The sequence below is a fragment of the Methylocaldum sp. GT1TLB genome, from assembly GCF_051027445.1.
In the GTDB taxonomy this organism is placed as follows: domain Bacteria; phylum Pseudomonadota; class Gammaproteobacteria; order Methylococcales; family Methylococcaceae; genus Methylocaldum.
Window position 1 is genome coordinate 1,686,314 of the sequence record NZ_CP194898.1, and the last position, 19,886, is coordinate 1,706,199.

At 56.5% G+C, this 19,886-nt stretch carries 23 protein-coding genes; 15 read left to right on the forward strand and 8 right to left on the reverse strand.

The annotated features are described in order from the left end of the window. Position 1 precedes the first annotated feature (1 nt). The 11 genes from eno to ACR2R1_RS07280 all read left to right on the forward strand — a co-directional run bounded on the left by eno (position 2) and on the right by ACR2R1_RS07280 (position 8,095). Positions 2 to 1,285, forward strand: coding sequence for a phosphopyruvate hydratase (gene eno, locus ACR2R1_RS07230; protein WP_077732457.1), 1,284 nt, complete (start codon positions 2 to 4; stop codon positions 1,283 to 1,285). Positions 1,286 to 1,311: 26 nt separating this feature from the next. After that, complete coding sequence (gene ftsB / locus ACR2R1_RS07235; protein WP_077732458.1) at positions 1,312 to 1,668, forward strand: cell division protein FtsB; 357 nt, start codon at positions 1,312 to 1,314, stop codon at positions 1,666 to 1,668. Positions 1,669 to 1,680: 12 nt separating this feature from the next. Continuing rightward, on the forward strand, positions 1,681 to 2,394 hold the full coding sequence (gene ispD / locus ACR2R1_RS07240) for a 2-C-methyl-D-erythritol 4-phosphate cytidylyltransferase (protein ID WP_156879855.1): 714 nt from the start codon (positions 1,681 to 1,683) through the stop codon (positions 2,392 to 2,394). Next, positions 2,382 to 2,858: a 2-C-methyl-D-erythritol 2,4-cyclodiphosphate synthase gene (ispF, locus tag ACR2R1_RS07245; RefSeq protein WP_077732460.1), complete on the forward strand. Its 477-nt coding sequence runs from the start codon at positions 2,382 to 2,384 to the stop codon at positions 2,856 to 2,858. The genes ispD and ispF overlap by 13 nt, the downstream gene beginning before the upstream one ends. Before the next feature lie 3 nt (positions 2,859 to 2,861). Further along, complete coding sequence (truD, locus tag ACR2R1_RS07250; protein ID WP_156879854.1) at positions 2,862 to 3,902, forward strand: tRNA pseudouridine(13) synthase TruD; 1,041 nt, start codon at positions 2,862 to 2,864, stop codon at positions 3,900 to 3,902. A gap of 9 nt (positions 3,903 to 3,911) precedes the next feature. Next, on the forward strand, positions 3,912 to 4,715 hold the full coding sequence (locus ACR2R1_RS07255; RefSeq protein WP_133717239.1) for an undecaprenyl-diphosphate phosphatase: 804 nt from the start codon (positions 3,912 to 3,914) through the stop codon (positions 4,713 to 4,715). 84 nt (positions 4,716 to 4,799) lie between these two features. After that, a complete protein-coding gene (locus tag ACR2R1_RS07260) occupies positions 4,800 to 5,258 on the forward strand; it encodes a CBS domain-containing protein (protein ID WP_133717238.1) in 459 nt (152 codons plus the stop codon). Between the two features lie 111 nt (positions 5,259 to 5,369). Then, entirely contained in the window at positions 5,370 to 5,717 is a 348-nt protein-coding gene (gene arsC / locus ACR2R1_RS07265) for an arsenate reductase (glutaredoxin) (protein ID WP_086133549.1), read from the forward strand. Positions 5,718 to 5,791: 74 nt separating this feature from the next. Beyond that, on the forward strand, positions 5,792 to 6,391 hold the full coding sequence (gene wrbA, locus ACR2R1_RS07270; protein WP_077732494.1) for an NAD(P)H:quinone oxidoreductase: 600 nt from the start codon (positions 5,792 to 5,794) through the stop codon (positions 6,389 to 6,391). An 85-nt stretch (positions 6,392 to 6,476) separates the two neighbouring features. Beyond that, the gene (hda, locus tag ACR2R1_RS07275) at positions 6,477 to 7,175 is read left to right on the forward strand and encodes a DnaA regulatory inactivator Hda (protein ID WP_086133547.1); all 699 of its coding nucleotides are present in this window, start codon (positions 6,477 to 6,479) and stop codon (positions 7,173 to 7,175) included. Beyond that, positions 7,172 to 8,095 carry a ketopantoate reductase family protein gene (locus ACR2R1_RS07280; protein WP_434113321.1) on the forward strand — a complete coding sequence of 308 codons (924 nt, stop codon included), beginning with the start codon at positions 7,172 to 7,174 and terminating at the stop codon, positions 8,093 to 8,095. Before hda ends, ACR2R1_RS07280 begins: the two co-directional genes overlap by 4 nt. A gap of 64 nt (positions 8,096 to 8,159) precedes the next feature. Here the strand turns inward: ACR2R1_RS07280 and ffh are convergent, their stop codons facing one another. Next, a complete protein-coding gene (gene ffh, locus ACR2R1_RS07285; protein WP_434113323.1) occupies positions 8,160 to 9,518 on the reverse strand; it encodes a signal recognition particle protein in 1,359 nt (452 codons plus the stop codon). A 94-nt stretch (positions 9,519 to 9,612) separates the two neighbouring features. Between ffh and ACR2R1_RS07290 the strand changes: the two genes are divergently transcribed. Next, on the forward strand, positions 9,613 to 10,437 hold the full coding sequence (locus ACR2R1_RS07290; RefSeq protein ID WP_347258515.1) for a cytochrome C assembly family protein: 825 nt from the start codon (positions 9,613 to 9,615) through the stop codon (positions 10,435 to 10,437). A gap of 57 nt (positions 10,438 to 10,494) precedes the next feature. On the opposite strand, the gene ACR2R1_RS07295 is transcribed toward ACR2R1_RS07290, so the two are convergent. The 5 genes from ACR2R1_RS07295 to ACR2R1_RS07315 form a co-directional block, all read right to left on the reverse strand. Continuing rightward, positions 10,495 to 10,815, reverse strand: coding sequence for a flagellar protein FliT (locus ACR2R1_RS07295; protein WP_156879850.1), 321 nt, complete (start codon positions 10,813 to 10,815; stop codon positions 10,495 to 10,497). A gap of 24 nt (positions 10,816 to 10,839) precedes the next feature. Next, positions 10,840 to 11,271 (reverse strand): flagellar export chaperone FliS, encoded by a 432-nt coding sequence (gene fliS, locus ACR2R1_RS07300; RefSeq protein ID WP_077732470.1) that lies wholly within the window; start codon positions 11,269 to 11,271, stop codon positions 10,840 to 10,842. Between the two features lie 16 nt (positions 11,272 to 11,287). Continuing rightward, positions 11,288 to 13,339, reverse strand: a complete 2,052-nt coding sequence (gene fliD / locus ACR2R1_RS07305) for a flagellar filament capping protein FliD (protein ID WP_086133545.1) — start codon at positions 13,337 to 13,339, stop codon at positions 11,288 to 11,290. A gap of 115 nt (positions 13,340 to 13,454) precedes the next feature. After that, positions 13,455 to 13,844 carry a flagellar protein FlaG gene (locus ACR2R1_RS07310; RefSeq protein WP_168175539.1) on the reverse strand — a complete coding sequence of 130 codons (390 nt, stop codon included), beginning with the start codon at positions 13,842 to 13,844 and terminating at the stop codon, positions 13,455 to 13,457. Between the two features lie 124 nt (positions 13,845 to 13,968). Then, positions 13,969 to 15,477, reverse strand: coding sequence for a flagellin (locus tag ACR2R1_RS07315; RefSeq protein WP_077732473.1), 1,509 nt, complete (start codon positions 15,475 to 15,477; stop codon positions 13,969 to 13,971). 208 nt (positions 15,478 to 15,685) lie between these two features. On the opposite strand from ACR2R1_RS07315, the gene ACR2R1_RS07320 reads away from it, so the two are divergent. Continuing rightward, positions 15,686 to 15,889, forward strand: coding sequence for a type II toxin-antitoxin system VapB family antitoxin (locus ACR2R1_RS07320; protein WP_077732474.1), 204 nt, complete (start codon positions 15,686 to 15,688; stop codon positions 15,887 to 15,889). Between the two features lie 223 nt (positions 15,890 to 16,112). On the opposite strand, the gene ACR2R1_RS07325 is transcribed toward ACR2R1_RS07320, so the two are convergent. Then, positions 16,113 to 16,820, reverse strand: coding sequence for a TMEM165/GDT1 family protein (locus ACR2R1_RS07325; RefSeq protein WP_434113327.1), 708 nt, complete (start codon positions 16,818 to 16,820; stop codon positions 16,113 to 16,115). A gap of 12 nt (positions 16,821 to 16,832) precedes the next feature. Then, positions 16,833 to 17,759, reverse strand: a complete 927-nt coding sequence (locus tag ACR2R1_RS07330) for a ZIP family metal transporter (RefSeq protein ID WP_086133561.1) — start codon at positions 17,757 to 17,759, stop codon at positions 16,833 to 16,835. Positions 17,760 to 18,470: 711 nt separating this feature from the next. Between ACR2R1_RS07330 and surE the strand changes: the two genes are divergently transcribed. Both surE and ACR2R1_RS07340 read left to right on the forward strand, forming a co-directional pair. Next, entirely contained in the window at positions 18,471 to 19,226 is a 756-nt protein-coding gene (gene surE, locus ACR2R1_RS07335) for a 5'/3'-nucleotidase SurE (protein WP_077732477.1), read from the forward strand. After that, positions 19,223 to 19,882, forward strand: coding sequence for a protein-L-isoaspartate(D-aspartate) O-methyltransferase (locus ACR2R1_RS07340; RefSeq protein WP_434113329.1), 660 nt, complete (start codon positions 19,223 to 19,225; stop codon positions 19,880 to 19,882). The genes surE and ACR2R1_RS07340 overlap by 4 nt, the downstream gene beginning before the upstream one ends. The last annotated feature ends 4 nt before the right edge of the window (positions 19,883 to 19,886 follow it).

Here is a 19,886-nt window from a genome sequence, read left to right on the forward strand (position 1 = left end):
GATGAGCAAAATCACCGAAGTGCGGGCACACGAGGTGCTCGACTCCAGAGGCAATCCCACAGTCGCCGCAGAGGTCATACTCGACTCCGGAGCAACCGGCTCCGCCATGGTGCCGTCCGGCGCTTCCACCGGAACCCGAGAGGCCATCGAGCTTCGGGACGGCGATAAAACCCGCTATCTGGGCAAAGGCGTATTGAAAGCGGTCGAGAACGTCAAAACAGCGATCCGGTCCGCCGTCTTGGGCATGGACGCCGATGACCAGGCGGCCATCGACCGCAAGATGATCGAACTGGACGGCACCGACAACAAAGGCCGCTTGGGCGCCAATGCCATTCTCGGCGTCTCCCTGGCGACCGCCCATGCCGCGGCGACCGATGCCGGCAAGCCGCTCTACGCGTACCTCAACCGCAGCGGCGAGTTCCTGTTGCCGGTCCCCATGATGAACATCATCAACGGCGGCGCGCATGCCGACAACAGCGTGGACATGCAGGAGTTCATGATTCTTCCCGTCGGCGCGCCCAGCTTCCGGGAAGCTCTCCGCTACGGCGCCGAAGTCTTCCACGCTCTGAAAAAGGTACTGGCCGAACAGGGCCTGAGCACCGGCGTGGGCGATGAAGGCGGCTTCGCGCCGAATCTGCCGTCCAACGAATCCGCCATCGGCGTCATCCTGGAAGCGATAGAACGGGCAGGATATAAAGCGGGAAAAGACATCTATCTCGGCCTGGACGTCGCCAGCTCCGAGTTTTACCGGGACGGCGTCTATACGCTGGAATCCGAGAATAAACGGTTCACTTCGGACGAGTTCGCGAACTATCTTGCTGCCTGGGTCGACAAATATCCCATCATCACCATCGAAGACGGCATGGCCGAAGACGACTGGGACGGGTGGAGACTATTGACCGATCGGCTGGGGAGCCGCATTCAGCTGGTAGGCGACGATCTTTTCGTCACGAATCCCGCTATCCTGAAACAGGGCATCGAGGCCAAGATCGCCAACTCCATCCTGATCAAGGTCAATCAAATCGGTACCTTGACGGAAACCCTGGAAGCCATAGCCATGGCCCACCAGGCCGGATATACGGCTGTCGTCTCGCACCGTTCCGGCGAAACAGAGGACACCACTATCGCGGATCTCGCCGTGGCCACCTGCGCGGGACAAATCAAAACCGGCTCTCTCAGCCGATCCGATAGAGTCGCCAAATACAATCGGCTTCTCAAGATCGAAGAGCAATTGGGCGATAAAGCCCGGTACACCGGCCGCAGCGCCTTCCGTCAAGCGCTCTGAAAGGCGGGACGCCGTCCGACGACAGTGTGAAAAAGCTGATTGTCTTCTTGCTGGTGTTGATCGCCCTGCTCCAGTACCGACTGTGGCTGGGCGATGGCGGAATCGCCGAATTGCAGGAGTTGCAGGACCGTATCGAAAAGCTCACGGAGGAGGGCGAAAAGCGGCGCGAACGTAACGCGGCGCTGGAAGCCGATGTCAGAGATTTGAAGGAAGGAACGGACGCCATCGAAGAACGGGCTCGCCAAGAACTGGGGATGATCAAGCAGGGAGAGACTTTCGTCCAAGTGATCGAAATGCCTAAGAACAAGACACACGACCGATCGCCGCAACCAAAGCCTTCGGAGCGGAAAACTACGCCACAAAAGACCGAAAGGCCTCGTTAGCATCTGTTGTCCATGACCGACACCTGCCGAAATAATCGATTCTGGGCCATTGTCCCTGCAGCCGGCGTGGGTAAACGCATGGGGGTCGACGTACCGAAGCAATACCTTCAAGTCCTGGGGAAGCCGGTATTGCAGCATACCCTGGAGCGGTTGCTGGCGATCGATGTCTTGGCCGGCGTCGTCGTGGCTCTCGGGAGCGAGGATGGTTATTGGTCCGATCTACCTTGTGCTACCCATCCCAAGATCCGGGTCGCCCCCGGAGGTAAGGAGCGTGCCGACTCCGTGCTTTCCGCCTTAACGAGTCTCGAGAACGTGGCCGAACCGGACGACTGGGTGTTGGTGCACGATGCAGCTCGGCTGTGTATCACGATCAGCGATGTTCAAAAACTGATCGATCGGCTTAGGAACGATGAAGTCGGCGGCATACTGGCACTGCCGGTCACGGATACCCTGAAAGGCGCAGAGGCGGGCGAAATCGTCGAAACCATCGACCGCAGCCGGATCTGGCGCGCGCTGACGCCACAGATGTTCCGCTTTCGTATGCTCAAGCATGCGCTGATCGATGCTGCCGAACGGAAACTGATCGTGACGGACGAAGCCAGCGCTCTCGAACTTCGAGGATTGCGCCCGAAGATCGTGGAAGGACGCCCGGACAATATCAAGATTACGCGGCCGGAGGATCTTCCTCTGGCGGCTTTTTACCTGGAGCGACAATGCTACGAATAGGTCAAGGTTACGATGCACATCGGTTCAAAGATGGCGGCCAACTGGTCCTGGGGGGCGTAGCCATCGATTATGAAAAGAGCCTCGCGGCGCACTCGGATGGAGACGTTGCGTTACACGCCTTGTGCGATGCCTTATTGGGTGCGGCGGCACTGGGCGATATCGGTCGGCATTTCCCGGATTCCGACCCCAGTTTCAAGGGCATAGACAGCCGGGTTTTGCTCCGCGAGGTTCACGCCAAGATCACCGAACGCGGCTACACCGTGGTCAACGTCGATCTGACCATCGTCGCACAAAAGCCGCGGCTCGCGCCCTATATCGAAAAAATGCGCACAACCATCGCGGATGACCTCGACATTGCGCACGACGCGGTCAACGTCAAAGCCACCACGACCGAAGGCATGGGCTTCGAAGGCCGGGGCGAAGGCATCTCCGCCTATGCGGTAACGCTCCTTCAGAAAAATTAAGCCATGGGCGATTCGACCGCCGCCCTGCCCTACGCCTTTGGTGGGCCTGCCGGAACCGGCATTATCAAGACGTCGCCGGAAGATTTCGTCGTCGAGGAACTGCTGGGTTTCGAGCCTTCCGACCAGGGCGAACACTTTTTTCTGCGCATCGAAAAACGCGGCGAAAATACCGACTACGTCGCCCGCCAACTGGCCCGCTTTGCCGGAATCCCGACACGGGACATAGGCTACGCGGGCCTTAAGGACCGCCACGGCAAGACCATTCAATGGTTCAGCGTATGGCTGCCGGGCAAGGCCGAACCGGACTGGAGGCAACTTGAATCCCCCTCCCTCCGCATACTCGAAGTCCGGCGCAACAGCCGCAAGCTAAAAAAAGGCGCGGCAGCCGGCAATCGTTTCGAAATCGCCGTTCGCGAATTGAAATGCGACATCCCGCTATTGGAACGACGCCTGAAACAGATCGGCGAATGTGGGGTTCCCAATTATTTTGGAACGCAACGGTTCGGCCGCGAGGGACAGAACCTTGCGAAGGCATCGGCTCTTTTCGCGGGTACGCTCGGGCGGGTGGACGCTCACCGTCGCGGGCTTTATTTGTCTGCCGCGCGTTCTCATTTGTTCAACGGCATCCTCGCCAAGCGGATAAGCCGAGACGTCTGGGATCGCGCGGTTACCGGCGATGCCTTCATGTTTCCCGACTCGCGCAGTTTTTTTAAGCCCGACGCTATTACTCCGGAAATCACGCAACGGCTTGAGGCCAAGGAAATTCATCCAAGCGGCGCGCTCTGGGGCAAAGGTACACCGGCCGTTACCGATGAGGCACTGGCCATAGAGACGGCCGCAGCCGAGGAAGAGCCGGTTCTCTGCCGCGGTCTCGAAGATTTCGGCGTCGAGATGGCCCGCCGGCCGCTGCGACTTTGCCCGGACGGATTTCAGTGGGAACGGTCCGGCCCGAGCAGCATGCATTTGCGATTCGCGCTGCCCGCCGGGGCTTACGCGACCGCCGTTCTGCGGGAACTGATCGACACCGGTTTTTCAGACGATTAAAGGATCCTCATGGACTGCCATCACGTGTATTACCTGGCTCTCTTGCAAGGGCTGACCGAATTTCTGCCCATTTCGAGCGCCGCTCACCTTATCCTGATGCCGGTGGTTTTCGGCTGGCATGATCAAGGCTTGGCCTTTGACGTCGCCGTCCACATCGGAACGCTGACCGCGGTCGTGGTCTATTACGCGGGCGCTCTGCGCGATATGGCCGGAGCCTGGTTTCGTTCGATCTCCGGAAAGGGCATGAGCACGGATGCGAAACTTGCTTGGTACGTAATTCTGGGGACGATTCCGGCGGGCGTCGCGGGGCTGGCGGCCAACGGTTATGTCGAGACCCAGCTCCGCAATCCGCTGGTCATCGCCGCTAGCACGATAGTGTTCGCCTTGGTACTTTGGCTGGCGCAAAAAGTGAGCGCCGAACGACGTACCGATGCCGACATGAACTGGCAAGATGCTTTGATAGTCGGTCTCTTTCAAGCCGTGGCGCTGATTCCCGGCACATCCCGATCGGGTATCACGATAACCGGCGGTTTGTTCCGCGGCCTGGATCGCAAAGCTGCCGCCCGATTTTCGTTTCTGCTGTCGATCCCGGTAACGGCATTGGCGGGATTACTCAAGGCATACGAGTTATTCGAATCCGACCAGACGGTATCCTGGTGGAACATGTCCCTCGGAGCGCTGCTCTCCGGTATCGTTGCCTACATTACCATTGACTGGTTCCTGAGACTCCTCGATCGTATCGGCATGTTACCCTTCGTGATCTATCGGCTGATTTTGGGCGGCGTGCTGCTTTACATCTTCCTGCCCGGTTAGCGATACCGGCGGTTTTTCCTGCAACCGGCCACTCAAACGGTTAAAATACAAATCCTCCATCAATCTACAGCGCAAAGGATCATCATGTCTGTTGGACAATTCTGTAACCGCGATACGGTCATCCTAAGAAAAGAAAACTCGATCATCGAAGCGGCCAAACTGATGCGCGAGTTTCACGTCGGCAGCGCCGTAGTCGTAGAGGACTCATCGGAAGGAGCGAAACCCGTCGGCATCGTGACCGATCGCGATCTCGTCGTGGAAATTCTTGCCGCGGAACTGGACCCGAATGCAGTCGCCGTCGGGGATATCATGAGCTACGAACTGATAACGGCCCGCGAAGAAGACGGACTTTGGGAAACCTTGCAGAGAATGCGTGTAAAGGGTGTTCGCCGCATCCCCGTCGTCAATCAGCAGGGCTTGCTGGCCGGCATTCTGACCAGCGACGATCTCCTCGAGATACTCGCCGGCGAACTTACCGAACTGGTTAAAATCATCGGTAAAGAGCAGGAACGGGAACAAAAAACGCGCGGCGGTCTCGGTTAAACGATCAAGCTTTCCAATTAGGACCGGCAAAACCGAGCACGAGCAATCCGCCGGTCATTTGATGAACCGCAACCTTTCGACGCGTCACGATCGACTTCGAGAGCTATAGCCATGACTGTTACGATTTACCATAACCCCCGCTGCAGTAAATCCCGCGCTACGCTTGAGCTTCTCAAGAGTAAAGGCATCGAGCCCACGGTAATCGAATATCTGAAAACACCTCCTAGCGCATCCGAGCTGGAGACCATTCTGGCCAAACTGGGCATGGAGCCCCGCGACTTGATGCGCAAAGGCGAAGCGGCATATAAGGACGCCGGGCTGGATAATCGTGATCTGGATCGCAAAGCATTAATAGGCGCCATGGTGAAAAACCCGATCCTCATCGAGCGGCCTATCGTGCTGGCAAACGAGAAGGCGGCCGTCGGACGTCCGCCGGAGAACGTTTTAAAGATTCTTTAAGACCGGCAAGGTCTCAAGTACTTTGGCGAGTCACTTTGGCTCGCACCTCTTTACTCACGTGTTTCGTCCTTTTCATGGTTGAAGTTCTAATCGTCTACTATAGCCGTTGGGGTTCCACGGCCGAAATGGCCAATCTGATCGCGAGAGGCGTCGAGGAAGTTCCCGGCGCCGTCGCCAAGATTCGTACCGTCCCTGAAGTATCGCCGGTCTGCCAGGCCACCGAGGAGACTATTCCTGAAGCTGGTCCGCCTTACGCAACGATCGACGATCTGAAAAACTGCGATGCGCTGGCCTTGGGAAGCCCTACGCACTTCGGCAATATGGCGGCGCCCCTCAAATATTTCATCGACAGCACCAGTTCCTTGTGGTTTTCGGGCGCATTATCCGGTAAACCGGCTGGCGTCTTCACGGCCACTTCGTCCATGCACGCCGGCCAAGAAGCGACGCTGATCACCATGTTATTGCCCCTGCTCCACCATGGCATGGTTCTGGTCGGGATCCCCAGCAGTGAAAGCGCGCTTCTCGAAACCACCAGCGGCGGAACGCCCTACGGACCCAGCCGGCACACCGGGAGTGACAACGCGGTCAGCGACGAAGAGCGGAAACTGTGTCGGGCGTTCGGAGCCCGTTTGGCGCGTGTGGCGCTGGCGCTGAAAGGCGCCCAAGTGAAGTAACTCCTAGTGGTCTTGACTGACGCTTTCGACGGATTGCTTTCGGATATGCTGCAATACGCCGCGACGGTTAAACATTTTTGAACTCATGGCGGAGCAACTCCCCCTGCGCTTCGCTTTCAATCCCGAACTGGGTTTTCTGCAATACCACTCGGGAGCCAACGCCGAAATCGTCGCTCATCTAAAACATGCCGCCAGCGGTCGGGGCGAAACGCTGATTTTTTTGTGGGGTGAACCGGGCACCGGCAAGAGCCACTTGCTCAATGCCTGCTGTCGGGAAGCGTGTCAAAGCGGCTTGTCGGTCTCTTATCTGCCGCTATCCGGCCTCCGCGAGTACGGTCCCGGCGTGCTCGATGGCCTGGAGCATCAGGATCTGGTTTGCCTGGACGATGTCGATTCCGTCGCCGGAGACGATGCCTGGGAACGAGCTTTATTCAATTTGTTCAATTGTTTGCGAGACCACGGCAATCGCCTCATTGCCGCTGCCGGCGTGCCGTCCGCCGAACTTGCGATCCGTTTGCCCGACCTCAAAACCCGCTTAGGCTGGGGATTAACCTTGCGCCTGCAACCATTGAACGACGAGGATAAACTAATCGTCCTCGGCGCCCATGCCCGCTCGCTGGGCTTAGATCTGTCGCCACAAGTCGGACGCTTCTTGCTTTCTCATTATCACCGAGATCTTTCCTCCTTGAAGCGCTTGCTGGACGAATTGGACCACGCGACCCTAGCCGCTAAGCGCAAGCTCACGATTCCTTTTCTCAAGAACTATCTGGAAGAATCGACATGAAGGTACTCGTCATAGGTTCAGGAGCGGTCGGCAGCTTTTACGGTTCACTGCTCGCCAAGCAGGGCGCTAAAGTTTCGATGATCGCCCGTTCCGACTACGAACACGTCAAAGCTCATGGCATAGACATTACGAGCGACACCAAACTGGGCGCTTATCACTTCCGGCCCCACACCGTCGTACGCAACGCGGCCGAATTGACCGAAAAGCCCGACTACGTTCTTTTGTGCATCAAAGTGGTCGAAAACGCCGATCGCATCTGCCTTCTGAAAGACGCCGTGGGACCCGACACGTCCATCGTTCTCGTTTCCAACGGCATCGACATCGAAGACGAAATCGCGAAAGCCTTTCCCGATAACGAACTGATCAGCGGCCTCGCATTCATATGCGTCACCCGCACCGCACCCGGCAAAATCTGGCACCAGGCTTACGGCCGGCTAGCCTTGGGCAATTATCCGCAGGGGCTTTCGGAAAAAGCTCTGGCGCTTTGTAGAGTATTCGAGCGATCCGGCATTACATGCGTCGCCTCCGAGGATATCGTTGCCGCCCGCTGGCAAAAATGCGTTTGGAACGCGCCCTTCAACCCGCTGTCGGTCCTCTCCGCGGGGCTCAGCACGAATGACATACTCTCGACTCAAGAGTCTTTCATTCGGGCCATCATGGAAGAGGTTTGCCTGATCGCCAAAGCCACGGGACATCCGTTGCCCGAAGATACCGTCGATAAAAACATCGAAAGCACCTACAAGATGCCCCCATACAAGACCAGTATGCTGCTGGATTTCGAGGCCGGTCGGCCGATGGAGACGGAGGCCATTCTAGGTAATGCCGTGAGGGCGGGATGGAACGCAGGCGTGCCGATTCCCCATCTTGAATCGGTTTATGCTTTGATGAAGCTCAGAGAGTTGAGCCGTCGAACCGGATAACTTGCTGCCACAAATCGAAATCACGCCCGCGCGAGGCGGGCGTGATGCCAAACCACGAATCGCCCTAAAACGGCATCCCCCGTCCTAGATTGCCCTTCATCCCGCGCAGCATGTTCATCAGATTGCCCTTCTTGAATTTCTTCATCATCTTCTGCATCTGATCATACTGCTTCAGCAGACGGTTGATGTTCTGCATATCCGTGCCCGCGCCTTTTGCGATGCGCTGTTTTCGCGAGTTGTTGATCACATCCGGAAATGCCCGCTCTTGCTTGGTCATCGAGTTGATGATGGCGATCTGCTGAATCATTTCCTTGTCGTTCACTTTTTCCTTCACGTGCTGCGGCACGTTTGCCATGCCGGGAAGCTTGTCGAACATTGCGGCGACGCCGCCCAGATTCTTCAACTGCAGCAGTTGATCGCGATAGTCGTTCAAGTCGAAAGACTTGCCCTTCTGAATCTTCTTGACCAGTTTTTCGGCTTTCGTCTTATCGATCTTGCGCTCGGCTTCCTCGATCAGACTCAGGACATCGCCCATGCCCAAGATTCGGGACGCGATTCGATCGGGGTGAAAACGTTCCAAGGCAGCTGTCTTTTCACCCACACCCAAGAATTTGATGGGCTTGCCCGTGATGTGGCGAACCGACAACGCCGCGCCACCTCTGGCATCGCCGTCGGTTTTGGTCAGAACGACACCGGTCAGGGTAAGTGCGTCGCCGAATGCTTTCGCGGTATTGGCGGCGTCCTGGCCGGTCATCGAGTCAACTACGAATAGCGTTTCGATCGGGTTGATGGCGGAGTGAATCTGTCTGATTTCCTCCATCATCTCGTCGTCGATATGAAGACGGCCGGCCGTGTCGATAATTACGACGTCCTTGTATTTCTTCCGGCCATATTCGACGGCATTGCGGGAGATATCCACCGGATTCTGCGTCGGATCGCTCGGGAAAAAATCGGCGCCCACCTCAGCAGCAAGAGTTTGCAGTTGATCGATAGCGGCCGGACGATAGATATCGGCGCTCGCGACCACCACGGACTTGCGCTCGTTATCCTTAAGCCAGCGGGCCAGCTTGGCAACCGTAGTAGTCTTACCGGCGCCTTGGAGACCCGCCATCAGAATCACCGCCGGCGGCTGCGTCGCCAGACTGAGCCGCTCGTGGGCACTGCCCATAATAGCGACCAATTCTTCATTGACGATCTTCACTAGCGCCTGGCCCGGCGTAAGGCTGGATTGAACCTCCTGCCCCAAGGCCCGTGTCTTGACGTGCTCGATGAAATCCTTGACGACCGGTAGAGCCACATCGGCTTCCAAGAGGGCCATACGCACCTCTCGCAAGGTGTCCTGAATATTGCTCTCGGTCAATCGGCCCTGACCGCGAATTTTTTTGAGCGATTGGGTTAAGCGTTCAGTAAGGTTGTCAAACATGGCTCTTAATCCTACGGGCTATGGAAATACCCAGATTACTTCATCTTGATCGGCCATTATGCCAGACTAGAGAGCTCAGGAGGACATGATTTAAATGAATTCTACGCTGTTTGGCGCCATAGCGATCGCCACTTATGTCGCTGCCGCTCTTACCCTGATTCGCTCGCTGCGCGAGAACGACTATGCGGCCATGGAGACACCCACGCTTCGGCGGTTGAAACCCTTGACACTCGGTTGGTTCGCCGCCGTTTTGCACGGGCTTGCGCTCACCAGCGGCTTTCAGACTAACGAAGGACTCAACCTCAGCTTTCTGAGCGCGATGTCGTTAGTGGCTTGGGTGATCGTAGCCATCTTGCTCCTGACGGCTCTCGCGAAACCGGTGGATAAACTCGGGATGGTGATTTTTCCGATGGCCGCGCTGGTCCTTCTGCTAAAACTCAGCATCCCGGAGAGCGTTCACACGGTGAAAGACCTTTCCTGGCCTTTGACCATTCACATCGTGGTCTCCATGCTCGCTTACAGTTTTCTCAATATTGCCGCCTTTCAGGCAGCGCTGCTGGCGTTTCAGGACTGGCGGCTGCGCAGCCACCATTCCGACCTCTTGCTACGCTCGCTCCCGCCTCTGCAAACCATGGAATCCCTGTTGTTTCAGCTGATTGCGGCCGGGTTCGTGTTTCTTAGCGTGTCACTGCTCACAGGCTTTATTTTTCTGGAAGACATGTTCGCTCAGCATTTGGCCCATAAGACCGTGCTGTCCATCCTTGCCTGGGTCTTGTTCGGCGTACTACTGATCGGACGAGCTCGCTACGGCTGGCGGGGAACCATAGCTATCCGCTGGACGCTAGGAGGCTTTGTGTCGCTAATGCTGGCCTATTTCGGCAGCAAGATGGTATTGGAATGGATATTGAACCGGGCTTGATGGTGCGGACACCGACCCTGGTCCCGGAATGCGAGTGCGTGTCCGGACTCTTTGAACTCACTCATTTTCAGCCGATCGATAAGCTTGCTCGCGTTGCCGGGAGTTTCTGAGCATGCGTAGTTCTTGAGCAGCTTGGTTTCTTTCCGCCTCAATCAAAGACATAACCTTCCCGTCGATGGTCTGCACTTCCTCGACTAAACGAACCAAAGACTCGTTATCGCTTTTCTCAAGATAGGCCGGCGAAAACAGTTTCTCAATCAGGGGCATCCGTTCCCTCTCCAGCCGAGCAACCCTCTCCCACTCCATACCTTCGGCCGCCGTTAGGATCGAACGGCACATTGCAAGAAGCTTCTCGGTTTCGGGCGTCAGATCTGACATCGCGGCATACCCGGTCTCGGACGATTAAAAGCTTGCTGAAGCTAACCTGTTTTCAACAGTCTGAGACGGAACCGGCTCTCGTATCGCCTCCCAAGCACTCTTGATCTCCTTTATCAAACCGCCGACTTCGTCCAGGGCACTCTGATCGTTTTGCGCGCTGGCGTAAAACAGCTGCTCGGTAACATAGGTATAAAGTCGATCCAGATTTACCGCGATTTCGCCGCCGTTATCCAAGTCCAGACAGGCTTGGAGGTAGCCGACGATTTCAATTGCACGGCCGATGGCTTGGCCCTTCTCGGCGAGCTCCCCCCTTTGTATCGCGCCCTTGGCAACGGAAATTTTTTCGTTCAGCCCATTAAAAAGCATCATTATCAGAGTATGCGGATCGGCGTACTCGGCACTCGCCTGCACGGTAGTTTGCCGATACTGATTCAATGCAAACTGAGCGGGTCTCATGGCGTATAACCTCTTCTTATTTCTTGTTTTGGTTAGCCAATGGCAAAGCGGCCAACTGCTGACTCAAATAACTGCTGATACTCTGAAACTGCCCCAAAAGAGCATCCATCTTATTGAATCGATCCAGAAGACGCTTTTCGAAATCACTCATTCGACTCTCTAAACGCTCTCGGCTTTCTTGAATTTTCTCGAGATTCTTTTCCAGACCGTCAGTACGCGCCTTTATGGCTCCTTTACTGTCCAACAATCCGGCAAGCACCTTGTCCAGTCGTTCTATCAGCCCACGGGAAAAACCAACCTCGCCCCGGTCGCCGGTCTTGGTATCCGAGATCAGAAGCTTAAGCCCCTGGGCATCGCCCGCCGTTGCGGTCAATTCTTGCCCTTTGCCCGTTGCCTCCAAACCTCCGATGCTTCCGGCGACATCCATGCCCCCGGTGCCCTCCGTCGAACTAGAGGCGAGCTTTAATCCCAAGGTCGCTTCACTATTAATATCGACCTGCGTGATTTCAACTTGAGACTCCGAGCCATAATTTTTGGATTGAATGACAAATCGATTGTTGACATCGTCATAACTCACGCCGACTGAAATACCTTTTGCTTTGAGGGCACTGTCGCCATTGATGCGGGATTGAATCTCTGCCGCCAGAGCCGCATGATTGCTATAGGTCGCTTGCGTCAAGGTGATATCTGCCGACAAGACCCCATCGACTTTGATCTTGAAGGTGTCGTTGTCGCCGTCCACCACCAATGAATTGACGGCACCGCCGTTCAGAAAGCCCTGGGTAGCTGCTTGGGTAATATTGACCGCATAAGTTCCCGGCTTGGTATCGACGGTATTGCTGGAATATATCACCCCGGAATCCGTGGGACGCCCGATGGCCGCAAACAAAGCGGCTACGCTGCTCCGATCCGCATTTAGCGCCTCGTTTAGCTTGGAACTGTCCAAATTGAGGGTGCCGTCTCTTTGCGTTCGGATTCCTATATGGGCCAAGGTTTTCGCCGAACCTTCGAGACCTTGGATAAATCGTCCCAGTTCCGAGCGAAGCTGCCCCATACCGCCGCGTACCGTGGGATCGCCCTGTAAAATTCCGCCTGCTTTCTGGGCTGCGTCATAGCCGGTTAAGCTTCGGTCCGTCTTTGCCAATTCGTTAAAACTTTTTACGAAACCTTCTATAAGCTTTTTGATGTCGTCATTGCTCTGGCTGACCGACACATTGACGATCTTCTCGGATTGAGCGGATTGAAGATTTAACGTCACCCCTTTAAGAGCATCTTTGATCGTGTTGCTCGCATTGGTAACCTCAAGTCCATTGATAGCGATTTTCGAGTCCAACGCCATCTGGGTCTGCTGGAGGTTAGCAGCGGCGGCATTAAAAGACAGGACGGACAGGCCTGAGGCGTCGACCGAATTTCCATCATCATCGGCTACGCTGATCTGCAAGCTGTTCTCGGCGCCGGTTTCACTCGAATTCAGTACAAGGCGAGAACCGCCGCTATCGTTGACTATAACCGCAGTCACTCCGGCCTTGGCGTTGTTGATAGCATCTCGGATGCCGCTGAGGGTATTGTTGCTCGAGTCGATCTCAAGGGTCAGCGTGCCTTTGTCGCGATTTTGGGTAAATCCGTTATAACTACCCGGGGTGGCATCCACCGGCGGCGTATAGTCCGTAGTGCCGAATTTCAGCGTCAAAGTCCCGGTTCCAACCACTGCGTTGGCCGATGCGAAGTAACCGGTTGCCAGTGCGTGGCTCTGCGCGAGTTGCTTGACCTCGATCTTGTAATTACCCAGATCGGCATTGCTTTCCGCCGAAGCACTGACAATACTGCTGTCGCTGGAAGTTGCGCCGATCTTTTGAAAACTACTCAGGTTTTTCAACGCCGAGAGGCTATCCCGAAAAGCCGATAAAGCGCTCTTGAAATTTCCAAACGAGGAAATCTTGGATTGGATCTCGGCTTCTTGCCGATCCAAACGGGCAGCGAACGGAGCACGCTCCGCCTGCACCAATTGGCTGACCATGCTGGATATATTGAGGCCGGATCCGAGCCCCGTCGATGTAATACCTGCCATCAAACCCTCCGCCTTGCCTGTTGCCGCTCTGTCCCGATAAGGATATATCCGCGCCTTACGCTTGGACCGATTCGGCCGCGCGGACTCGTCAGCCGAACCGACAAACCCTCCAAACTCACACTTTTTCTTTCAACAACATGCCTTTAAATCCATCTTTGAATTCGTCTAAATGTTTTGCGAGTCGCAAAATCTCTTCCGAGGGGATTTGGCGAATAAGTTCATCGGTTTCGGCATCCCTGACTTGCACTATCGTTCGGCCCGAATCTTCGTCAATGGAAAACTGGACCGTTCTCCGCACCATTTGAAAAAATTCGTTGAAATTGCGCACGGCATGGGCGACTTCGTCCTGCCGCTTCTCTCCTTCTCTTCCCGAGGAAGCAAACGCCTCGGCGGCCAAAGCCGGGGGAACCGCCCTAACCGTAGAAACCTGCTCTACCGCCCCGGTGCTTCCCGCTGCGGCGAGGGTTTCAGAGCCCACCTCGTCTGCCGTCTGGCGGCGCACCATGTTCGGCTTCAGAGCCGTTACATTGCCTAAAGCTATCGGGGCTTCCATATCGATCTCCTATTGCTCGAAGAAGAAAGCGGGAACGCCTCAGTGTTCCCGCTTTCCGGTTTAGCCAGCTCGGAAATTAACCCCGAAGCAGCGAGAGCACGTTTTGGGTTGAGGCATTCGCCTGTGCCAACATTGCCGTACCGGCCTGCTGCAGGATCTGATTCCGGCTCAGCTCGGACGTTTCAGCCGCGAAATCGGCATCGAACACACGGCTTCTTGCGGCGCTGATGTTTTGCGAAGTGGCCTGCATATTGGCTACCGCTGAGCTGAAGCGGTTTTGGACAGCGCCCAGGGTGGCGCGGAGGTCGTCAACGAAAGCGAGTGCACCATCGACAGACTTAATAGCCGAGTTTGCCCCCGACTGAGTACCGACGTTAATGCTTCCCACTGCACTTAGAGTGCTTGCATTCGTCGCTGCACTGAACAAGGTACCCGTCGTATCCGTGGTGACGGTGTACGAGCTTGCGGAGCTAAACATGAGGGTTCCGACCACTTTACTAGAGTCTGTTCCCACCGCTGCGCCCAAGGTAGCGGCGGCACCTTCCGTTGCCCCGGTGTCAGCGTTCAAGCCTTGGAAATTGATAGTACCGCCCGCGCCGGCGCTATTTAAAAAGTCTTCGATGACAATATCGTAACCTTCGGCTTGGCTCAGCGTGATCGAACTTCTCGAAGCATCCAGTTCTGCGGTGATACCGGTACTTGCCGCCGCACCATTAATGGCTTCCGCCAGCGAAGTGAGATCGCCAGTACTGGAGACGTTTGCCGAGATCGCAACGGCGCTGCTGTTCGAACCATACAAATTAAACGTCAACGTACCGGCAGCGGCTAGACCGGAAAGAGTTGCTTTAGTCAGCGCCGTTGCCGTTACGCCCGTGGATGCCGTGGCGTTATTCACAGCCGTCGCGATCGCATTGGCTGAATCATTGTTTGCTACGGCCAAGGTCGCGGACCCGATATTCCCGGTAACCGTTAGATTTTGTGCCGCAACACGGTTGAGAGCGGTCAAAGCAGTCTTATCAGCACTTGCCGCCGCCGCCTCTACCGCAGTACCCGTCGTATTGGTGAGACTGTTCGATCCGATATTGGTCGCCTTGCTGTTCCCGATCGAGAAACTGATCGTCTGATCGGCATACGCACCAACCTGAAATTTCGCACTCGTGAACGAGCCATCCAGCAGATTTTTTCCGTTGAATTGGGTTTGAGTGGCGATACGGGTAATCTCCTGCTGCAACTGAGCCACTTCCTTCTGCAGGGAAGCACGATCGGTCGCGGTATTGGTATCGTTGGCGGATTGTACGGCCAGTTCCCTCATACGCTGCAGCGCGTTCGTGACCTCTCCCAAGGCGCCTTCGGCGACTTGCGCGATGGAAATGCCGTCGTTGGCATTTCGGGCGGCCTGATTCAAACCTTTAATTTGCGCGGTCATCCGGTCTGCAATGGCAAGGCCGGCTGCGTCGTCTTTTGCGCTATTAATGCGCACACCGGACGACAAGCGTTGCATTGCAGTCTGCATCGCGTTGGATGACTTCAGCAACTGGCGCTGAGCGTTAAGCGAGGAAATATTGGTATTAATCACTTGGGACATGATCGTCTCCTTCAACTTTTAGGATTTTTCAAATCGACGAGCTCAAGGACATCAGCGCTGTGCATTCAACTCTCGTAAACGTTATCGGACACCACGGCGGAAACTTTAAAGGTTTTTCTGTCGGCCTTAAGTTATGGCCAAGATGCGCTGTTTCCTATGACGTCGCCTCCGGCATGGCGCCAAAATACACCCCAGGAAGTGTATTGATATGCGTACGAACATCGTTCTTAACGACGAGCAGGTCAGAGAGGCTTTCAAGTATTCCGATGCCAAGACTAAGCGTGAACTGGTCGAGCGGGCACTCCGGGAGTTCGTGGCCAATCGAAAACGGAAGGACGTTCGGGACTTGATCGCTACGGTGGAAATCGACCCGAACTACGATTCCAAGACACTGCGCGCCGAGCAGAGCTAAGCATGTATTTGGCGGATCCTTCGGTATGGATCGATCTCCTACGGCAAAGGGGAAACCCCGCTACGGAACAGTTCCGCCGAATACTGGATGGCGGCGTATCGTGGTGGAGGAATTGAATCTGGCCTGACCAGATCGCGAACGATGCGGTTCACTTCGCTCACCGCATCCTACAGCTCTGGCTTGACCGGCAGCCCGAACTGAAACGACTTCGGCTGTCGGCGCGTTATGAAAACAGTTCTCGAACGGTGGAGACGAATCGATCGAAGCTGCTTTGTAGCCAGCTCCATAACTCCTCGGGCACTATTCTGGACGCCGCAAAAACCGCGAATCCCAGAAACAACAAACCGCTAGCGATATGTAGCGCCCGCTGAGGCGTCTTCCGGAGCAGTGTGGCGCCTGCCCAAATCCCTAACGCGGACGTCACGCCCAGAGCCGCGGTGGCGCCAAGCCAAACCGGCACAGGCGGTGCTGCCGCACCTAAACCGGCGACCGCCAGTTGAGTTTTATCGCCGAATTCGGCAAGGAAAATCATCAGGAAGGTCGTCAAAAAGATGCCGTGACCGGTTTTTGCCTTGATGAGCTCGCCCTCCTCTTCCTCCCTAAAAAGCAAAGCTTTCACGCCGAAGACCGCAAACAAGAGAGCGACCGCCAGGGACACCACGGAATCGGGCAGCCACCGGGCTGCCGCCGCTCCGAAGACTACGGCGACTAGATTCAAGACGGCAAAAGCGAACACGGCGCCGAGCAGAATAGGCCAGTGCCGGTGCCGCACAGCCAAAGTCATGCATACCAGCTGGCTTTTGTCGCCGAACTCGGCTGCTGCGACCAGCGCGAACGCGGTACCCGACGACGCCCACCACCGTGCCCAGTCGATCGCCGGCAGGCTTCGATCCAGCCACACCCCTACTTCGTTAATCAGATTGCAAGCCACAGGGTCGGATACTCAGGTCGTGATCAGGTTGTCCAAAATCATCATGATGATGAAGCCAAACATCAGCGCAAAGGTCGCATAGCGCGCTTTGCCCTGGGATTGGGTTTCGGGAATGATGTCGTCGCTGATGACGAACAGCATGGCTCCGGCGGCGAACGCCATACCGATAGGCAATAAAGGCAAGAACATCGTGACTGCGGCAACGCCGAGAAAGCCGCCGACCGGCTCGATCAGCCCCGTCAAGGTCGCGATCAATACCGCCTGTTGCCGCCGATAGCCCAAGGCCACCAGCGGCATCGCCACCGCCAAGCCTTCGGGGATATTCTGCAGACCGACCGCGATCGCCAAGGCTGCTCCGTTGTGCCAGTCGCCGGAACCGAAACTTACGCCGACGGCCATGCCTTCCGGCAGGTTGTGCATGACGATCGCGGCGATAAAGAGCCAAATCTTTCGCAGCGAGTCGAAGGTTTCTCGGCTTTCGCCCAGAAACCGCTCATACGGCAGCCAACTATCCGCCAATACCAGAAAAACCGCGCCGATCATGACCCCCGCCGCAACCACGTACACACCGAGACCCGGCCACAGCTGATTGCCGGCCTGGATGCCCGGAACGATAAGCGAGAACGCCGTGGCTGCCAGCATCACGCCGGCGGCTCCGCCCAGCATCAGATAAAGGGTCCTGCTGGAAACATCCTTGAACAGTAGAGCGGGCAAGGCACCGAATCCCGTGGCCAATCCAGCCAGAATGCTGGCGAAGGCCCCCATGGCGATGATCGGATCGACAAAGAAATACATCACGACCAGAAACAAGGTCGTCAGGAAAGTGATCGAGCTCACCAGGATAAGCTTTTGAGCTAGCGTCGGCAGGCGAGCATATTTCTGATACAGAGCGTTGGCGCGGAGCTTCTCGGCCAGCATATTCAAACGTTGCGAGTTCATCGGATGAAATCCTTGGTGGGGTAAGTTCGGATGGACCATATCTATACATTTTTCTTGCCGTCATTCCGGCAGGGAGTGCTCACCCCGTCCTTGGGGTTCGTCCTTCGGACCCGCCGCAGGCGGTCCAAAACCGTTCCCGACGGTTTTGTGCTCGCCCCTTCCCTGGGACTCGTCCTTCGGACCGTGCTGCGCACGTCCAAATAGACCAAAGCCGTCCTTGGCTTTCGCCCGTTGGGCAAACTTCGTTTGTCCCATTCGGCTCCCGGCCGAATGGTCGCTCCGGGCGAATTTGTGCCGGACAAACCGGCAGGACAGCCGGTTTGCACGCATCGCGCCCGAAGGGTGCCGGGCAGGACAGCCCGGCATGACAAACCGGCAGGACGCCCGGTTTGCACGCATCGCGCCCGAAGGGTGTCGGGCAGGACAGCCCGGCATGAATCCAGGGCACAGGGATGTGATCCGCCTCTGCCATCCATGGCCTCTGGACCCCGGCAATCCCTGCCGGGGTGACGACTTCCATGACAATCTTGCAATCGTCGAGGATTCGTTAACCAGCGTCAAGGCAGAGCCGCCAATGCCGCAATTCCCCTTATCTGTTATCGATAGTTGAAGCCGGCTGTACCCGCCGACCATCAGCCGCCTATCGCAGCAGATGCGCCGACTGGCCCGGTTCTTGTGTAAAATGGTCAAGGAATAGGGGGAGCATGCCTGATGCATATATTGTTGAGCAACGACGACGGTTATTCCGCCCAAGGACTGATCGCCTTGGCAAATGCGCTGGGGCAACGGGCGCGACTGACGGTTGTTGCCCCCGAACGAAACCGCAGCGGAGCGAGCAATTCGCTAACCTTGGACAGACCTTTGCGCGTCAGCCAAACCGAAAGCGGCTTCATCAAGATCGACGGCACACCGACCGATTGCGTGCATTTGGCTATCACGGGATTGTTACATGAGGAGCCGGACATGGTGTTCGCCGGCATCAATCACGGTTCCAACCTGGGAGATGACGTTATCTACTCCGGCACGGTGGCGGCAGCCACCGAAGGGCGTTTTTTGGGGCTTCCGGCGGTCGCGGTCTCCTTGGCGTCGAGCAATCCGCAGCACTTCGACACGGCAGCCCAAGTTGCCGTCACCTTGCTCAAACAGATCCAGGAACACCCCTTGCCGGCCGATACTATACTGAACGTCAACGTGCCCGATATTCCCCTGACAGAGCTTCGTGGCTTCCAATCCACTCGTCTGGGCCAGCGCCACAAGGCCGAACCCGTGATCCGGACGACCGACCCGCGCGGGCGCGAGATCTACTGGATCGGCTCCGCCGGTCCGGAGCAAGATGCCGGACCCGGCACCGATTTTCACGCCATACGCAACAACTACGTATCCGTCACACCTTTGCAAATCGATTTGACCCGTTACGAAAGTCTTCAGCGATTGGCCGACTGGCTTCCGCGTGAGGTTATTCCATGAACCGTCGGCTTCAGGGTATCGGCATGACCTCCCGCAGAACGCGGGAGCGCATGGTCAGCCGATTGAAGGAACAAGGAATCAGCAATCAGTCTGTGCTAGCCGTCATGCTGGAAACGCCCAGACATATTTTTGTCGAAGAGGCTTTCGCGAGCCGTGCGTACGAAAACACGGCGCTCCCGATCGGATTCAACCAGACGATCTCCCAGCCTTATATCGTGGCTCGCATGACCGAACTGCTGCTGGAAAAAGGCCCGTTGGACAAGGTGCTCGAAGTCGGCACCGGCTCGGGTTACCAGACCGCTGTATTGGCGCAACTCGTAAAGCGGGTTCATTCGGTGGAACGCATTTACCCCCTTCAGCAGCGCGCCCGCCGCTGCATTCAGGATCTTCACCTGCGCAATGTGCGCATGAAGCACAGTGACGGCGGCTGGGGCTGGGACGATTACGCGCCCTACGACGGCATCATCGTCACCGCGGCACCGCCGGAGCTGCCGCAGCCACTGCTCGACCAAATGGCACGGGGTGGTGTCATGGTGATACCCATCGGCGACGGACGCGAGCAGTTTCTACAGCTGATTACGCGCACGGAAGTCGGGTTTCAGGCGGAAATCATCGAACCTGTCAGCTTCGTGCCTCTGCAAGGCGGATTGCTTTGACAAA

What these genes read in the sequence shown, in the direction of transcription:
- ACR2R1_RS07290 (WP_347258515.1), top strand. Translation starts at nt 9,613, where the DNA reads ATGAATTCTACGCTGTTTGGCGCCATAGCGATCGCCACTTATGTCGCT.
- ispF (WP_077732460.1), top strand. Translation starts at nt 2,382, where the DNA reads ATGCTACGAATAGGTCAAGGTTACGATGCACATCGGTTCAAAGATGGC.
- ACR2R1_RS07330 (WP_086133561.1), bottom strand. Translation starts at nt 17,759, where the DNA reads ATGAACTCGCAACGTTTGAATATGCTGGCCGAGAAGCTCCGCGCCAAC.
- ACR2R1_RS07310 (WP_168175539.1), bottom strand. Translation starts at nt 13,844, where the DNA reads ATGGTGCGCCGCCAGACGGCAGACGAGGTGGGCTCTGAAACCCTCGCC.
- ffh (WP_434113323.1), bottom strand. Translation starts at nt 9,518, where the DNA reads ATGTTTGACAACCTTACTGAACGCTTAACCCAATCGCTCAAAAAAATT.
- eno (WP_077732457.1), top strand. Translation starts at nt 2, where the DNA reads ATGAGCAAAATCACCGAAGTGCGGGCACACGAGGTGCTCGACTCCAGA.
- hda (WP_086133547.1), top strand. Translation starts at nt 6,477, where the DNA reads ATGGCGGAGCAACTCCCCCTGCGCTTCGCTTTCAATCCCGAACTGGGT.
- fliS (WP_077732470.1), bottom strand. Translation starts at nt 11,271, where the DNA reads ATGAGACCCGCTCAGTTTGCATTGAATCAGTATCGGCAAACTACCGTG.
- wrbA (WP_077732494.1), top strand. Translation starts at nt 5,792, where the DNA reads ATGGTTGAAGTTCTAATCGTCTACTATAGCCGTTGGGGTTCCACGGCC.
- ACR2R1_RS07340 (WP_434113329.1), top strand. Translation starts at nt 19,223, where the DNA reads ATGAACCGTCGGCTTCAGGGTATCGGCATGACCTCCCGCAGAACGCGG.
- ispD (WP_156879855.1), top strand. Translation starts at nt 1,681, where the DNA reads ATGACCGACACCTGCCGAAATAATCGATTCTGGGCCATTGTCCCTGCA.
- ACR2R1_RS07315 (WP_077732473.1), bottom strand. Translation starts at nt 15,477, where the DNA reads ATGTCCCAAGTGATTAATACCAATATTTCCTCGCTTAACGCTCAGCGC.
- ACR2R1_RS07255 (WP_133717239.1), top strand. Translation starts at nt 3,912, where the DNA reads ATGGACTGCCATCACGTGTATTACCTGGCTCTCTTGCAAGGGCTGACC.
- arsC (WP_086133549.1), top strand. Translation starts at nt 5,370, where the DNA reads ATGACTGTTACGATTTACCATAACCCCCGCTGCAGTAAATCCCGCGCT.
- ACR2R1_RS07295 (WP_156879850.1), bottom strand. Translation starts at nt 10,815, where the DNA reads ATGTCAGATCTGACGCCCGAAACCGAGAAGCTTCTTGCAATGTGCCGT.
- ACR2R1_RS07280 (WP_434113321.1), top strand. Translation starts at nt 7,172, where the DNA reads ATGAAGGTACTCGTCATAGGTTCAGGAGCGGTCGGCAGCTTTTACGGT.
- truD (WP_156879854.1), top strand. Translation starts at nt 2,862, where the DNA reads ATGGGCGATTCGACCGCCGCCCTGCCCTACGCCTTTGGTGGGCCTGCC.
- surE (WP_077732477.1), top strand. Translation starts at nt 18,471, where the DNA reads ATGCATATATTGTTGAGCAACGACGACGGTTATTCCGCCCAAGGACTG.
- ACR2R1_RS07320 (WP_077732474.1), top strand. Translation starts at nt 15,686, where the DNA reads ATGCGTACGAACATCGTTCTTAACGACGAGCAGGTCAGAGAGGCTTTC.
- ACR2R1_RS07260 (WP_133717238.1), top strand. Translation starts at nt 4,800, where the DNA reads ATGTCTGTTGGACAATTCTGTAACCGCGATACGGTCATCCTAAGAAAA.
- fliD (WP_086133545.1), bottom strand. Translation starts at nt 13,339, where the DNA reads ATGGCAGGTATTACATCGACGGGGCTCGGATCCGGCCTCAATATATCC.